The sequence below is a fragment of the Bradyrhizobium sp. AUGA SZCCT0431 genome, assembly GCF_018131065.1.
Taxonomy (GTDB): Bacteria; Pseudomonadota; Alphaproteobacteria; order Rhizobiales; family Xanthobacteraceae; genus Bradyrhizobium.
Window position 1 is genome coordinate 78,448 of the sequence record NZ_JAFCLR010000012.1, and the last position, 14,954, is coordinate 93,401.

Here is a 14,954-nt window from a genome sequence, read left to right on the forward strand (position 1 = left end):
ATGGATTGCTTCGTCGCTTCGCTCCTCGCAATGACGGAAAGAGAGTGACAGATGCCCTGGCTTGAACCGGTTACCCTTCGCGGCGCCAACGCGCGGCTCGAACCGCTGTCGCACGATCAACGCGACGGCCTGACCGAAGCGGTGCGGGACGGGGAGCTGTGGAATCTCTGGTACACCTTTGTGCCGGCGCCGGAAGACATGACCAAGGAGATCGATCGCCGGCTGGGCTTGCAGGCGGCGGGCTCGATGCTGCCGTTCACGGTGTTCGATGCCGACGGCAAGATCGCAGGCATGACGACCTACATGAATGTCGATGCCGCCAACCGGCGCGTCGAGATCGGCTCCACCTGGTACGCCAAGCGTGTGCAGCGCAGCGCCGTCAATACGCAGTGCAAGTTGCTGTTGCTGACGCATGCCTTCGAGACGCTCGATTGCATTGCGGTGGAGTTCCGCACGCACTTCTTCAACCAGCAAAGCCGCCGCGGCATCGAACGCCTGGGCGCCAAGCAGGATGGCATCTTGCGCAACCACGTGATCGCGCCGAATGGCACGTTGCGCGATACCGTGGTCTTCAGCATTATCGCCAGCGAGTGGCCGACGGTGAAGGCGCATCTCAATTATCAACTCAACGATAGACTGCGGTAGTTTTTCAACCCGCGGCAGAAAAAAGTGTGATGGAAACGTTCGATTATGTGATCATTGGCGCGGGCTCCGCAGGCAGCGTGCTCGCCAACCGCCTGAGCGAAGATGCGGGCACCAGCGTCTGCGTGCTGGAAGCAGGGGGCAGGGATTGGCATCCCTACATCCATCTGCCGGCCGGCTTCATCAAGACGTTCCACATGAAGAGCATCAACTGGGCGTACCAGCAGGAGCCGGGGCCGTGGACCGGTGGCCGCAGCATCTACGCGCCGCGCGGCAAGACCCTCGGCGGCTCGTCCTCGATCAACGGCCATATCTACAACCGCGGCCAGCGCCAGGATTTCGACACCTGGGCGCAGCTCGGCAATCGCAGCTGGGGCTATCCGGACATACTGCCCTATTTCAGGCGGCTGGAGCGGCGCGTCGGCGAGGGCGATGAAACCTATCGCGGGCGCGACGGCAACCTGACCGTCACCACCATGGATTGGCGGGATCCGCTGTGCGAGGCGTTCATGGCGGGCGCCATGAGCCTCGGCATTCCGCGCAACCCCGATTACAACGGCGCGATCCAGGAGGGCGTCTCCTACGCCCAGCGCACCATCCAAAACGGCCTGCGCGTCAGCGCGGCGACCGCGTTCCTGCATCCGGCGGTAAAACGCGGGAATGTCGATGTGCGGACGCATGCACATGTCACCAACATCATCTTCGAAGGCAAGCGCGCCGTCGGCGTCCGCTACCTGAAGGGCGGCAAGGGCGGCACGCCCACCGAAGTGCGCGCCAACAAGGAGGTCATCCTCTCCGGCGGTACCTACAATTCACCTCAAGTGTTGCAATTGTCCGGCGTCGGCTCGCCGGAGCTGTTGCAGTCGCACGGCATCGAGGTGCGTCACGCGCTATCAGGCGTCGGCGAGGGCCTGCAGGATCATTACGCGCCGCGTTCGGTCGCGCGCGTCAAGAACATCAAGACCATCAACGAACTCCGGCGCGGGCTGAGCCTCTGGGTCGAGGCGCTGAAATGGGCGACGACGCGACGCGGGCTGCTGTCGCTGTCGCCGACCATGGTCTATTGCTTCTGGCATTCCGGCGAGACCACCGAGAGCTCCGACCTGCAGCTGACGTTCACGCCCGCAAGCTACAAGGAGGGCGTGCAGGGCCAGCTCGAAGACGAGCCCGGCATGACCATCGCATCCTGGCAGCAGCGCCCGGAAAGCCGCGGCTACGTCCGCATCCGCTCGGCCGATCCGTTTGCGCCGCCGATCATTCAGACCAATTACCTGGTCGAGGAGCTCGATCGCCGCGTCGTCGTCGCCGGCATGAAGCTGGCGCGCCGGCTACTCGCCTCCGCGCCGCTGTCGCAATATTACGCCTATGAGGATTTCCCCGGGCCCAAGGTGCAAAGCGACGACGAGTTTCTCGCTGCGGCCACCGAGCGCGGCACCACTACCTTCCATCCCGGCTGCACCTGCCGCATGGGACTGGCGGATACCAAATGGGCCGTGGTCGACGACCAGCTGCGCGTGCACGGGCTGCAGGGCCTGAGGGTGGTCGATGCCTCGATCATGCCGCGGATGATCTCGGCCAATCTCAATGCCTCGACCATGATGATCGCCGACAAGGCCTCCGACATGATCCGCGGCAAGGCCGCACCGGAGGCGGCGAAGCTGGCGGGTTACGCGTAACGGGGTGGTTCAGCGTGCCGGAGGATGAAGCGCAACTGACGAAAGACCATCCGCTTCTCCGGGTGGTGTCGAAATGGCCCGGCCGAGGTCCAACGCAGCGCGCATTCGAGGCGCTTGGCTTCTCGCTCCACAGCGTGTGGCAGAACGAGATCATCGAGTTCTGCGGCGAGCAGCAGTCGGATATGCTCAACCGATACTGGGACGAAGTCGCTTTGGAGACCATGCTGTCGATAGGAAAGTGCGATTCCGATATGAGGTATTTCGCCATTCAACCTCAATATCGCTCGGCGTTTCTGGATGAACTCTTCGCCGCGAGAGGTCCCATTGAGCCGCCATACCAGTCTCCACCGCTCCTCAAATGCCTGCTTGAACATCACAAGAGGGTCTGGACGGATCGGGAGTTCAGGGAGAACCGGAGCGCGCTCTTTCACCGTGCGCGGGCGGCGGAGGCCGAACGGTTGGCTATCGACGCCAAGGACGGGTTGAAGAAGAAGAAGGATGTGATTCCGTTCCTCGAACAGTTCTGCTCCGCACTTGGCTTCGAAGGTTACTCTCGCAACCGTTGGCGGAAAAAGACTGATAGCGGCCTCGTTTTCGAGATTGGCGTCTGGCTCGGCGGCAATATGTTTCGCATGTGGTCCCCATTGAAGTTTCGAATCTTTCATGTTGACGAGCCGAAGTTCGCGCTCGACGTCGAAGGAGCTGACGGCTTGCTGGGTCGGCTTGTGCCGGGTGTCGCGACTTACGAGGGTTGCAGCAATGACCGCGAATATGTTCTCGGCGTCAGGGCCCTAGTCGAGCTGTTCAATGTGGTCGCTGGGACGATTGAGCAAACTTCGCCACGACCGGAGAGCTCATCTTGAGGAGCGCGCCATGGCCCGCAGGGCCTGCGCGTGGCCGACGCCTCGATCATGCCGCGGATAATCTCGGCCTATCTCAACGCCTCGACCATGATGATCGCCGACAAGGCCTCCGACATGATCCGCGGCAAGGCCGCGCCGGAAGCGGCGGGGGTTTAGTGCCAACCGCGAAGGGACTGCGCTCCTCTCCCGCGTTTGCGGGGGAGGGCTGGGGTGGGGGTCTATCCGCACGACGCGCTCTCCAAGTGGATAGACCCCCACCCGCCGCGCTTCGCGCGTCGACCTAAGAGCGAGCTTCGCTCGTCTCGATCCCGCAAGCGGGAGAGGTGCAGCGAATCTGCAGCCCTACCGACTCCACCTAACTTCATCACGCTTTAAGCCGCCTCAGGCCGGTACAGCGTGTCGATCGTGACCACGCCCACGGCGCGTGATACGCACGGGCAGATCTTGCGGTTGTCTTTCTTCTGCTGGTCGCTGAAGAACACGTCGCGGTGGTCGATCTCGCCGTCGACGGCGATGACATCGACCGCGCAGACGCCGCATTCGCCGCGCTGGCAGTCCGAGATCACCTCGAAGCCGGCGTCGTTGAGCACGTCGAGCATCGAGCTGTTGGGCGAGACCACAAGCTCCGCGCCGGTGTCCTTCAGGCGCACACGGAATTCCGCCGTCGGCAGCAGGCCGCTGGAGCCGAAGGTTTCGTAGCGCAGATCGGCGGGAGACCGCCCGGCCTCGTTCCAGGCGCGCCGTGCCGCCTCCAGCATCCGCATCGGCCCGCACATGATGGCAATCGCATCCGATGGCAGTGCGCGGAAGGTGGCATCGAGATCGAGCCGCATGCCTTCGTCGCTGGCGTGGACGACCAGCCGGTCACCGAGTACCGAGGACAATTCGTCGAGATAGGCGGCGTCGCTGCGCGACTTCACCGCGTAGTGCAGGCGCAGGTCGATATTCCGCCGGTGCAGGGCGCTGGCGATGCCGGTGATCGGGGTGATGCCGATGCCGCCAGCGATCAGGCAATAATTCTGCCTGTTCCAGTCGATATCGAGCAGCGATGTGGGATTGGAGATTTCGACCCGCGCGCCCGGCTTGAGGCTCCACATCGCGCGCGAGCCGCCGCGACTGTCCGGCGCCAGCCGCACCGCGATGCGATAGCTGTGCGGGTCGCGATCGCCGACCAGCGAATAGGACCGCCGTGCGGGCTGCCCGTCGATCAGCACCGCGACGTTGAGATGGCTGCCGGCCGGGTAGGGCGCCACGCCGCCGTCAGGGCGCAGGCGGAATTCGCGGATGCCAGGCGTGACGTCACGGATCGCATCGATCGTGCACCAGCTCCATTGTTCGGCAAAGCGCATGACGATCCCTCCTAGAGCGTTTTCAAGAGAAGTGGATACCGGTTCGCGTCAAGAAAACGCGTCAAAACAAAAATCTAGAGGCCCGTTCCGATTCAATCGGAACGGAAAAGGTTCTAGGCCGGGGATTGAAGCAGAGCGAGTGCCGGCAGCAGATCGAGATGTGTGCGATTGCGCAGCGCCAGCCGCAGATTGCGTGCGGCGAGCCGCGAATGCTCGCGCATGATCGCTTCGGCGCGCCCGCCCTCGCGGTTCTCGATCGCGTCCACCACGATGCGGTGATGGTCCTGGCCGATCAGCAGGATCTGGTGCGCTTCCGGCAGCGCCGACTGCGCCATCACGAAGCTGCTTGGGGACGCAAACGGCAATGCCGAGACGCGGTCGATCTGCCGGATCAGCGGCGGGCTGGCGGAGAGTTCGGTGAGCAGCGCGTGAAAGCGCGCGTTCATGGTCACATAGGCGGAAAAGGCTTCGACCGAGACCGGATCCTGGCGAACCAGCTGATCGAGGTCGGCGAGGCATTCCTTCAGCGGCTCGAGGCTGCGCGCGCTGGCGCCGCGTTCGGCGGCGAAGCGGGCGGCGAGGCCTTCCAGTGTGCCGCGCAGTTCGATCGAATCGAGAATGTCGCGCTCGGTGAACGCCTTGACCATGAAGCCGCCGGAGGGGATCGCCTGCAACAGGCCTTCGTCTTCGAGCCGGACCAGCGCCAGTCGCACCGGCGTCCGCGACACGTTGGTGATCTCGACCGCCTGCAATTCGGAGATGCGCTCGCCCGGCCGCAATTGCCCGGACAGGATCATGTCGCGCAGCGCGAGCTGGGCCCGCACCGTCTGCGAGATCGAGCGTTCGGAATCGCGTTCGCTCATGGCCTCACTCCGCGGCTTGCGCGGTCGGCGGCGATGTCTCGTGGGCCACCATCCGATCGATCACCCGCCGCGCCCACATCGCGCCGGCGTCGATGTTGAGATTGTAGAAGGTGCGGTCGGGATTCTCGTCCATGGCGCGCTGTTGCGCCTCGAGGATGATCTCGTCCTCGCGAAAAATATTGGAAACGCCCTCGCGGATCTCGGTGGTCAGCTTCTGTTCGGTCAGGCGATGATTGCGCACGAAGGCCCAGAAATAGTGGCAGGTGGTGTCGGTCTCCGGCGTCATGGTGTTGAGCACGAAGCCGTTGACGCCTTGCGAGCGGTCGCCTTCCGGCGCGCCGGTGCCGGCGGGCGCCACGCCGACATCGATATTGACGGTGCCGGGCGCCTGAAAATGGATGATCTGCCAGCGGTCGACCGGGCCGGGCTTGCCGAGCTGTGCGGCCCAGAACGGCGGCGCCTCGATGCCGCGCATCCAGCGCGTCACCGTCACGGTGCGCTCGCCATGGGTGACGTCGAACGGGGCCTCGGCGACGTGGTCGTTGCCGATGCTGGAGCCGTGCACGAAGGTCTCGTGGGTGAGGTCCATCAGATTGTCGACCACGAGGCGGTAGTCGCATTTGACCTGAATGGTCTTGCCGTCGCCGGCCCAGGCCGGATCGTCGTTCCAGTGCATGTCAGGCACCAGCGCCGGATCGGCCAGCGCCGGGTCGCCCATCCACAGCCAGACAAAGCGATGCCGCTCGACCACGGGATAGGAGCGCACGCAGGCCGACGGATTGATGGTCTCCTGCGAGGGCATGTAGGTGCAGCGGCCCTGCGCATTGTATTTCAGCCCGTGATAGCCGCAGACGACGGTGTCGCCGTCGAGCCGCCCCTTCGACAGCGGCACCAGCCGGTGCCAGCAGGCGTCCTCCAGCGCGGCCACCTGGCCGTCAGACCGGCGGTACATCACCACGTGCTTGCCGCAGATCGTGCGGGGAAACAGCGCGTGCTTGAGATCGACGTCCCACGCGGCGGCGTACCAGGCATTGAGTGGGAAGGATGACGGCATGGCTGCACTCCATGGCATAATGAATTCATGATGTATACATTAATGCGCCGGATATGGCAAACTATGTATGGAAAAGGTTATATGTTACCTTTATAGTATACATATCTATAAGTGCTGTGGTTTTGACATACAGTAAATAATTATTATAATAATAATTCTTATCTTTTGAGATGATCATGGCCGAGCCGCACGCTTCTCCGGAAGTATTGCCGTCCCACCGGGTGCCGGCTCATTTGGCGCGTCGCTTCAATCAAATCTGCCTTGGTGTCACCGCCGAGATACTGAGCGGCGAGGATCTGACGCCGATGCTTTTTGGCGTTCTCGTCGCCGTCCTGGAGCGGCCGGGGAGAGGCCAGAGACAGGTGGCCGAGGGCATGGGCGTCGATGTGGTCAATTTTGGCCTGATGATCGACGTACTGGAGGGCAAGGGCCTCGTCGAGCGGAAGATCGATCCCGATGACAGGCGCGCGCGCAAGCTCTACGTGACCGAGCGAGGCGCGGCCTTGCGTCGCCGCTTGAGTCCCGACTTGCTTGCCGCTCAGGAGCGCCTGCTGGCGCCGCTATCGCCAGACGAACGGCGCGCGTTGCTGGACATGCTCGTGCGCGTCATTGAAGCGAATGATTCTTACGCCCGTCCCGGAAACGGTCGCCGAAAGCCGCAACGCAAATCCAAGCCAGCAAATCCAAGCCAGTAACGAATGGGAGGCAGTCGTGACAATGTTCTCGCAAGTGTCTCATACTCCAACATGGTCGGCTCATCGCTCAGCTCAAGGAAAATCCACATGGCGCAAGGCGCGAGGGCTGCGCGCGATCGCTGTTCTTGCGGCTTGTGTCACGGCGCTTGTTGCGCCGATGTCCGCAAGAGCGGATTGGCCCGAGCGGCAGGTCAAGCTGATCGTGACCTTTCCGCCCGGAAGCGCCAATGATGCCGCTGCCCGAATCTTCGCCGATGCGCTGGGCAAGAAATGGGGCAAGCCAGTCGTGGTTGAGGATCGGCCTGGCGCTGAAGGTACGATTGGCGTCGGATCGTTCGTCGCAAACCAGGACGATCATACGTTGTTGTATACGGTGGCCGGCTCCATCACGGTGGCGCCACTGCTGGTCGACCGGCTGCCCTACGACGTCAACCACGATCTGGTGCCGATTGCGGCGACCACAGAGATCGTTTTGACACTCGCGGTCAGCAATCAGCTGTCGGTCAACAGCATTCCGGAGTTGATCGCGGCGCTGCGGACCAGCCCCGAGAAATATGCCTGGGCGTCCGGACCGACCCTGCCGCGATTTGTATTTTCGGCGTTCCTGAGACAACACGATCTAAGGATGAATTTCGTCAGTTATCGCGACGCCTCCCAGCCGCAGGCTGACCTCGGTGAGGGCCGGATACAGGCGCTTCTCACCTCATTGACGGCCTCGTCCTCACCCGTTCAGGCCGGAAAGGCGCGCTTTCTTGCCGTCGCCAATCCAGGCCGTGCAGCCACGCTGCCCGACATCAAGACCGTGCGCGAACTCGGTTACCCCGAGCTTGAAATCGCTGGAATGGCAGGAATTTTTGGTGGCAAGGCCCTGTCCGAAGCGCTGAGAAACCGAATTGCCGCTGATGTCGCCGCGATCTGTCGGGACGCCGATGTTCGCCGCAAACTGGAGGCAAGCGGGCATAACGTGCTCAAGGGAACGACCGAGGAGCTGAAACAAGGGATCGAAAAGCAACGAACAGCGTTGAGCGAAATCACCAAATCGATTGATATCCGGAGCCCGCAATAAACCCGCGATCGGAGAGAGGCGATGTCGTCACAACTCCCGGCCCTCAAACTTCTCGACTTGATACAGTCGCACCGCATCACTGCGGTGATCCATGTCGCGGTGAGACTGGGGCTGGCGGAGCTTCTGCGGGACGGCCCGCAGACGGTGGCCAAGCTTGCAGCGGCGACCGGCGCGGACGAGCGGGCGCTCGGACGTCTGCTCACCGCACTTTCCACCATCGGCCTGTTCGCGCGGACCAGCGACAATTCCTACGCATTGACTGACGTGGGGGCCTGCCTCGACGGCGCATCCGAGCAATCGTTCAAGGCGTGGGCCTTCCTGGAAGCGGAGATGCTCACAAAGTCCTGGGCCGGCCTGCTCGAAACGATAATGACCGGCAAGACCGCCGCTCAACTTATGGGGCTTGAGAACAGCTTTGATTTGATGGGGCAAACGCCAGGCAACGTCGCCAAATTCAACGCGGCGATGACGGACCTTACGCGGCTGGTCACACCGGAAATTCTGCGATGCTACGACTTCAGCGGATTGTCGCATTTGATGGATGTGGGAGGCGGGTCCGGTGAATTGCTCGGCGCTATCGCGATGCAAAACCGGCAGTTGCGCGGAACTGTCTTCGACCTTCCGAGGTGCGCGGAGGCCGCAACCAGCCATCTTCGACACATCGGTGTCAGTGACCGCGTGGATTTCGCGGCCGGCGATTTCTTTCAGCGCGTGCCGCCGGCTATTGACGCGATCATCCTCAAGAGCGTGATCCACGATTGGGATGACGTCCGCAGCACTTCAATCTTGCGGAACTGCCGCCAGGCGCTGCCGGGCAATGGCAAATTGCTGTTGGTCGAACGGCTGATGCCGGAATCGCCAACGACGAATGAAGAGGACAGGGCGCACGCACTGAGCGATCTGAATATGCTTCGCGGGCCGGGCGGGCTCGAGCGCACCGAGCGGCAATATGCCGAACTGCTTGCCCAAAGCGGCTTCCGCCTCGCCGCGATCTATCCAGCCGGCCGCTTCAACGTGATTGAGGCTCATCTCAACTGACAGCTCCCCGAGTGACGGATGTCTCCGTCACTCGGCGACTATCGTCAGGAGCCATAAACGAAGACGTGGTCCTTCAGGTCGATGGCCGGAAATTCATCCTTCTCCGCCCAGTAATCCTGGTTATGCTGCCATTCCGGCTTGTCGCCGCGCTTGGGCAACAGGTGCATGCCGCGCATCATGTAGCCGGGATTGAAATTTTCCGGATCGATCCAGGGCAGCAGCGGCATGTTGTGGTCTTCCGGCCGAAGCTGCGGCGCCACTTTCTTCGCGCCGGTGTCCTTCATGTGGTTGAGCAGCCGGCACACGAAATCGGCGACGAGGTCGACGCGCAAGGTCCAGCTGGCGCGGAAATATCCGAACACCCAGACCAGGTTCGGCACGCCGGTGAACATCATGCCGCGATAGGTCACGGTATCGGCGAAATCGAGCTTCTTGCCATCGACCGCGAATTCGATGTCACCATTGGCCGAGAGGTTGAAGCCGGTCGCGGTGATGATGATGTCGGCTTCCAGTTCCTTGCCGGATTTCAGCAGGATGCCCTTTTCGGTGAAGCACTCGATCTCGTCGGTGACGACCGAAGCCTTGCCCGACTTGATGCCCTGGAACAGGTCGCCATCGGGAATGAAGGCGATGCGCTGTCGCCACGGCCGGTACTTTGGCGTGAAGTGGGTGGCGATGTCGTAGTCCTTGCCGAGATAGGCTTCCACCGCCGACAGCAGATCCTTCTTCGCCGCTTCCGGCTCCTCAAAGGTCCTGCGGGTGAATGCGTCCTGATCGAACAGGATTTTCCGCCGCGTGATTTCGTGGATCCACTTCTCGTCGACCTGCAACTGCCGCAGTTGCTCGGCGATCTCGATCGCGTTGCGGCCGGTGCGGAAATAGGTCGGCGAACGCTGCAGCATGGTGACGTGCGCGACGTCATTGGCCAGCGCCGGGATCAGCGTTGCGGCCGTGGCGCCCGAGCCGATCACGATGACGCGCTTGTTCTTGTAGTCGAGATCTTCAGGCCATTTCTGCGGATGGACGATTTGGCCCTTGAACTTGGCCATGTCCTTCCACTCCGGCGTATAGCCTTCGGTGTGGCGGTAATAGCCCTGGCACATCCAGAAGAAATTGGTGGTGAAGCGCAGCTTTTCGCCGGTGTCGCTCCGCGTGGCCTCGATAGTCCAGAGGTTCTGTTCGCTCGACCAGGTCGCCGAAGTGATGGTGTGCTGGTAGCGGATGTGGCGGGCGAGATCGTTCTCCTCGATCACATCACCCATATATTTGAGGATCTCGGCCGCGCTTGCGATCGGCGCCGAGGTCCACGGCTTGAAGCGATAGCCGAACGTATGCAGGTCGCTGTCCGAGCGGATGCCCGGATAACGGTGCGTGCTCCAGGTGCCGCCGAACGTCTTCTGGGTCTCGAGGGCGACGAAACTCGTGCCCGGACATTGTGTGGTGAGATGATAGGCCGCACCGACGCCGGAGATCCCGGTGCCCGCGATCAGGACGTCGAAATGCTCGGTATGGCCGGGCGAGGCGGCGTGAATCTGGGTTTGAACGTTCATCTTCCCTGTTCTTCTTGTCGTTGGTTTTATCGTTTCAAAAGCAAAACGCCAGAACCCCGGGTTCTGGCGTTGTCGTCTTGCGATTACACTTCGCGGCGGCTCAGGAACGCCAGCCGTTCGAACAGATGCACGTCCTGCTCGTTCTTCAGCAGCGCGCCGTGCAGCGGCGGGATCAGCTTGCGCGGATCGCGCTCCCGCAGCATTTCCGGGGTGATGTCCTCGTTGAGCAGCAGCTTGAGCCAGTCGAGCAGCTCCGACGTCGAGGGCTTCTTCTTCAGGCCCGGCACTTCGCGCACCTCGAAGAAGATCCGCAGCGCTTCCTCGACCAGGCGCTTCTTGATGTTAGGGAAGTGCACGTCGACGATCCGGCCCATGGTGTCGGCGTCGGGGAACTTGATGTAGTGGAAGAAGCAGCGGCGCAGGAACGCGTCCGGCAATTCCTTCTCGTTGTTCGAGGTGATCATCACGATCGGGCGCAGGCTCGCCTTGATGTTCTCGCCGGTCTCGTAGACGAAGAACTCCATGCGATCGAGTTCGAGCAGGAGGTCGTTGGGGAATTCGATGTCGGCCTTGTCGATTTCGTCGATCAGCAGCACCGGGCGCTTGTCGTGGGTGAAGGCTTCCCACAGCTTGCCGCGCTTGATGTAGTTGGAGATGTCGGAGACCCTGGCGTCGCCGAGCTGGCTGTCGCGCAGCCGCGACACCGCGTCGTATTCGTAAAGGCCCTGCTGCGCCTTGGTGGTGGACTTGATGTGCCAGGTCAACAGCGGCGCGCCGAGCGCCTTGGCGACTTCCTCGGCCAGCACGGTCTTGCCGGTACCGGGCTCGCCCTTGATCAGCAGCGGGCGCTCGAGCACGATCGAGGCGTTGACCGCGACCTTGAGGTCTTCGGTGGCGACGTAGTCCTTGGTGCCGGTAAATTTCATCTATCTCTTTGCCTTGTTGTTCGTTCTTGCGCCGTTTCCGGCCTGAACAGTAAACGACCGCCGGTTCGGCGGTCGCGATTGAAGGTGATGCGCGCCTGTCAGCGTTTGACCAGCGAGAGGATCACCAGGATGATCACGCCGCCGATGGTGGCGTTGATGATCTCGCGGATCCAGCCGCCGCCGAGGTTGACGCCCAGTTGCGGCAACAGCCAGCCCGCAAGAAGCGCGCCGATGATGCCGATCACGATGTTGCCGATCAGCCCGAAGCCTGCGCCCCGCACGATCTTCCCGGCCAGCCAGCCCGCAATCGCGCCGATGATCAGCGCAGCTATGATCCCCATAGAATTTCCCCTGCCGGAATAAGCCCTTTATGGCTCAATTCTAGAGGAAAAACCCTCCCGGTCTAGGCCTGTCTGGTATGCGCTGGCCTTCCCTGTCGGGAATCCGCTAGCCCTTGACGTCAGCGGCCCGGCGGGCAATCTGTATTCCATGTTCTTGCAATTCTTCACATCGCTGCGCGACGCACAGGTCCCGGTGACCTTGCGCGAATATTTGACGCTGATGGAGGCGCTCGACGCCGATCTCGCCGATCAGACGGTGGAGAATTTCTATTACCTCTCCCGCGCCGCTTTGGTGAAGGACGAACGCAACCTCGACAAGTTCGACCGCGTGTTCGGCTCCGTGTTCAAGGGGCTGGAGAACCTGCTCGACGCCATGGAGAAGGCGGACATTCCCGCCGAATGGCTGAAGAAGCTCGCGGAGAAATACCTCACCGAGGAAGAGAAGAAGCAGATCGAGGCGATGGGCTGGGACAAGCTCATGGAGACGCTTCGCAAGCGGCTTGAGGAACAGAAGGGCCGCCATCAGGGCGGCAGCAAGTGGATCGGCACGGCAGGCACCTCGCCGTTCGGCGCCCACGGCTACAATCCCGAGGGGGTGCGGATCGGCCAGGAAAGGAACCGCAACAACCGCGCCGTCAAAGTGTGGGACAAGCGCGAGTTCAAGGATCTCGACGGCAACGTCGAACTCGGCATCCGCAACATCAAGATCGCGCTGCGGCGCCTGCGCAAATTCGCCCGCACCGGCGCGCCCGATGAGCTCGACCTCGACACCACGATCAAGGAGACCGCCAACCACGGCTATCTCGACGTGCATATGCGCCCCGAGCGGCGCAACGCGGTCAAGGTGCTGGTGTTCTTCGACATCGGCGGCTCGATGGATTCGCATATCGAGCAGGTCGAGGAGCTGTTCTCGGCGGCGAAGACCGAATTCAAGCACATGGAATATTTCTACTTCCACAACTGCCTTTATGAAGGCGTCTGGAAGCAGAACAAGCGGCGCTTCACCGACCGCACGCCGACCTGGGACGTGCTGCATAAATACCCGCACGACTACAAGGTGGTGTTCGTCGGCGACGCCTCGATGTCGCCCTACGAGATCATGGTTCCCGGCGGCTCGGTCGAGCACGTCAACGAGGAGGCCGGCTCGGTCTGGCTCGATCGCATCACGCGCACCTATCCGCACGCGGTGTGGCTCAATCCGGTGGCGAAGAAGCACTGGGACTATTCGGAATCCACCACCATCATTCGCCGGCTGTTCTCGGAGCGGATGTACCCGATCACGATCGAAGGCCTCGAAGGCGCGATGAAGGAACTGGTGCGGTAATTGTCCCGTCGTCATTCCGGGGCGCGCGCAGCGCGAACCCGGAATCTCGAGATTCCGGGTTCGATGCTTAGCATCGCCCCGGAATGACCGGAGCAACAACAGACAACAAAGGTGCAATCAATGCCCCAGACCATCCACCGCGGTATCAAATCCCTGATCGACGAAGCCAATGCCGAGATCGAAACCCTGAGCGCTGTGGATTCGATCAAGGCGGCTGCCAGCGACGATGTCGTGATCGTCGATATCCGCGATCCCCGCGAGATCGAGCGCGACGGCCGCATCCCCGGCGCGTTCTCCTGCACCCGCGGCATGCTGGAATTCTGGATCGATCCGGAAAGCCCCTACGCCAAGCCGGTGTTCCAGCAGGACAAGAAATTCATCTTCCACTGCGCCGGCGGCATGCGTTCGGCGCTGGCGGCCAAGACCGCGAAAGACATGGGCCTGAAGCCGGTCGCGCACATGGCCGGCGGTTTCGCCGCCTGGCGCGACGCCGGCGGCCCGGTCGAGAAGTGGGAGCCGAAGAAGAAGGGGTGATCGAGCGGTCCTCACTCGCTCCGCCTGTCGTTCCGGGGCGCGACGAAGTCGCGAACCCGGAATCCATTGATCCACCAACTCTGTCGCGCGATAGATTCTCTGATGCGCGATTGCGCATCATAGCTCGCGCTACGCGCGCCCCGGAATGACAAGGAAATAGGACATGACCACCACCGACGATCCGCTTGTCTCCACCGACTGGCTCGCTGCGCATTTCGACGATCCCAAGATCAAGATCATCGACGCGTCGTTCAAGATGCCGGGTATTCTGCCGCTGCCGAAGGACGATTATCTCGCTTCCCACCTTCCGGGCGCGGTGTTCTTCGACGTCGACGCGGTGTCCGATCATTCCAATCCGCTGCCGCACATGTTTCCGAGCGCCGAGCAGTTCGGCCGCGATGTCGGCGGGCTCGGGATAAGCAACGGCGATACGGTCGTGCTCTACGATTCCGGCGGATGGGTCGCCGCACCCCGCGTGTGGTGGATGTTCCTGTCGTTTGGACACCAGAACGTCCGCATCCTGAATGGCGGCCTGAAGAAGTGGGGCGCCGAAGGGCGCAAGGTCGAGAGCGGTGAGGTCACGCCGAAGCCGGCGACGTTCAAGGCGACCTTCGATCCGCGTTACACGCGCAACATCCAGCAGATGGTCGACAACCTCACCAGCCGCACTGAGCAGGTGCTCGATGCGCGCGCCAACGAGCGCTATCAGGGCAAGGTGCCCGAGCCGCGACCGGGCCTGCGTTCGGGTCATATTCCCGGCAGTTTTAGCGTGCCCTACAACCAGCTGTTCGACGCCTCGACCGGTGCGATGAAGTCGCTCGAGGAACTGCGCGCCGTGTTCGTCGGCGCCGGCGTCAAGCTCGACGCGCCGATCGTGACGAGTTGCGGCTCCGGCGTCTCCGCGCTGGTGCTGACGCTGGCGCTTTATCGCCTCGGCGTGCGCGGCAGTGCGCTGTATGACGGCTCATGGACCGAATGGGGGATGCAGGGCGGGCCGCCGGTTGCGACCGGCCCCACCTGAACGGCGCGGGTT

15 protein-coding genes and 1 pseudogene are annotated in these 14,954 nt (G+C 62.3%); 10 read left to right on the forward strand and 6 right to left on the reverse strand.

The features are described 5' to 3' along the window. Positions 1-51 precede the first annotated feature (51 nt). From JQ567_RS13885 to JQ567_RS13900, 4 genes and pseudogenes are all read left to right on the forward strand, one after another. Positions 52-645 (forward strand): GNAT family N-acetyltransferase, encoded by a 594-nt coding sequence (locus JQ567_RS13885; RefSeq protein WP_212439338.1) that lies wholly within the window; start codon positions 52-54, stop codon positions 643-645. 29 nt (positions 646-674) lie between these two features. After that, a complete protein-coding gene (locus tag JQ567_RS13890; RefSeq protein ID WP_212439339.1) occupies positions 675-2,318 on the forward strand; it encodes a GMC family oxidoreductase in 1,644 nt (547 codons plus the stop codon). Between the two features lie 14 nt (positions 2,319-2,332). Continuing rightward, on the forward strand, positions 2,333-3,181 hold the full coding sequence (locus JQ567_RS13895) for a hypothetical protein (protein WP_312017397.1): 849 nt from the start codon (positions 2,333-2,335) through the stop codon (positions 3,179-3,181). 9 nt (positions 3,182-3,190) lie between these two features. Further along, positions 3,191-3,337: pseudogene (locus JQ567_RS13900) on the forward strand (GMC oxidoreductase); the annotation flags it as partial. 215 nt (positions 3,338-3,552) lie between these two features. On the opposite strand, the gene JQ567_RS13905 reads toward JQ567_RS13900, so the two are convergent. The 3 genes from JQ567_RS13905 to JQ567_RS13915 form a co-directional block, all read right to left on the reverse strand. Further along, positions 3,553-4,530 (reverse strand): PDR/VanB family oxidoreductase, encoded by a 978-nt coding sequence (locus tag JQ567_RS13905; protein ID WP_212439340.1) that lies wholly within the window; start codon positions 4,528-4,530, stop codon positions 3,553-3,555. Between the two features lie 113 nt (positions 4,531-4,643). Beyond that, positions 4,644-5,393 (reverse strand): GntR family transcriptional regulator, encoded by a 750-nt coding sequence (locus JQ567_RS13910; protein WP_212439341.1) that lies wholly within the window; start codon positions 5,391-5,393, stop codon positions 4,644-4,646. A gap of 4 nt (positions 5,394-5,397) precedes the next feature. Beyond that, positions 5,398-6,447: an aromatic ring-hydroxylating dioxygenase subunit alpha gene (locus tag JQ567_RS13915; protein ID WP_212439342.1), complete on the reverse strand. Its 1,050-nt coding sequence runs from the start codon at positions 6,445-6,447 to the stop codon at positions 5,398-5,400. 176 nt (positions 6,448-6,623) lie between these two features. Here JQ567_RS13915 and JQ567_RS13920 point away from each other — a divergent pair, with 176 nt between their 5' ends. From JQ567_RS13920 to JQ567_RS13930, 3 genes are read left to right on the forward strand one after another with little or no spacing between them, the layout of a single operon-like run. Continuing rightward, the gene (locus JQ567_RS13920; RefSeq protein ID WP_212439343.1) at positions 6,624-7,142 is read left to right on the forward strand and encodes a MarR family winged helix-turn-helix transcriptional regulator; all 519 of its coding nucleotides are present in this window, start codon (positions 6,624-6,626) and stop codon (positions 7,140-7,142) included. Further along, a complete protein-coding gene (locus tag JQ567_RS13925; protein ID WP_249165459.1) occupies positions 7,066-8,208 on the forward strand; it encodes a tripartite tricarboxylate transporter substrate binding protein in 1,143 nt (380 codons plus the stop codon). Before JQ567_RS13920 ends, JQ567_RS13925 begins: the two co-directional genes overlap by 77 nt. A gap of 21 nt (positions 8,209-8,229) precedes the next feature. Continuing rightward, positions 8,230-9,246 (forward strand): methyltransferase, encoded by a 1,017-nt coding sequence (locus tag JQ567_RS13930; RefSeq protein WP_212439344.1) that lies wholly within the window; start codon positions 8,230-8,232, stop codon positions 9,244-9,246. Positions 9,247-9,290: 44 nt separating this feature from the next. On the opposite strand, the gene JQ567_RS13935 is transcribed toward JQ567_RS13930, so the two are convergent. The 3 genes from JQ567_RS13935 to JQ567_RS13945 all read right to left on the reverse strand — a co-directional run bounded on the left by JQ567_RS13935 (position 9,291) and on the right by JQ567_RS13945 (position 12,063). After that, positions 9,291-10,796, reverse strand: a complete 1,506-nt coding sequence (locus JQ567_RS13935) for an NAD(P)/FAD-dependent oxidoreductase (RefSeq protein WP_212439345.1) — start codon at positions 10,794-10,796, stop codon at positions 9,291-9,293. A gap of 83 nt (positions 10,797-10,879) precedes the next feature. Next, on the reverse strand, positions 10,880-11,722 hold the full coding sequence (locus JQ567_RS13940; RefSeq protein WP_211997282.1) for a MoxR family ATPase: 843 nt from the start codon (positions 11,720-11,722) through the stop codon (positions 10,880-10,882). 98 nt (positions 11,723-11,820) lie between these two features. After that, positions 11,821-12,063 (reverse strand): GlsB/YeaQ/YmgE family stress response membrane protein, encoded by a 243-nt coding sequence (locus JQ567_RS13945; protein WP_212033892.1) that lies wholly within the window; start codon positions 12,061-12,063, stop codon positions 11,821-11,823. 148 nt (positions 12,064-12,211) lie between these two features. Here JQ567_RS13945 and JQ567_RS13950 point away from each other — a divergent pair, with 148 nt between their 5' ends. The 3 genes from JQ567_RS13950 (at position 12,212) to sseA (ending at position 14,942) form a co-directional block, all read left to right on the forward strand. Next, positions 12,212-13,387: a VWA domain-containing protein gene (locus JQ567_RS13950; RefSeq protein ID WP_212439346.1), complete on the forward strand. Its 1,176-nt coding sequence runs from the start codon at positions 12,212-12,214 to the stop codon at positions 13,385-13,387. A gap of 120 nt (positions 13,388-13,507) precedes the next feature. After that, the gene (locus JQ567_RS13955; RefSeq protein ID WP_211997283.1) at positions 13,508-13,921 is read left to right on the forward strand and encodes a rhodanese-like domain-containing protein; all 414 of its coding nucleotides are present in this window, start codon (positions 13,508-13,510) and stop codon (positions 13,919-13,921) included. A gap of 163 nt (positions 13,922-14,084) precedes the next feature. Continuing rightward, on the forward strand, positions 14,085-14,942 hold the full coding sequence (gene sseA, locus JQ567_RS13960) for a 3-mercaptopyruvate sulfurtransferase (protein WP_212439347.1): 858 nt from the start codon (positions 14,085-14,087) through the stop codon (positions 14,940-14,942). Positions 14,943-14,954: the final 12 nt, after the last annotated feature.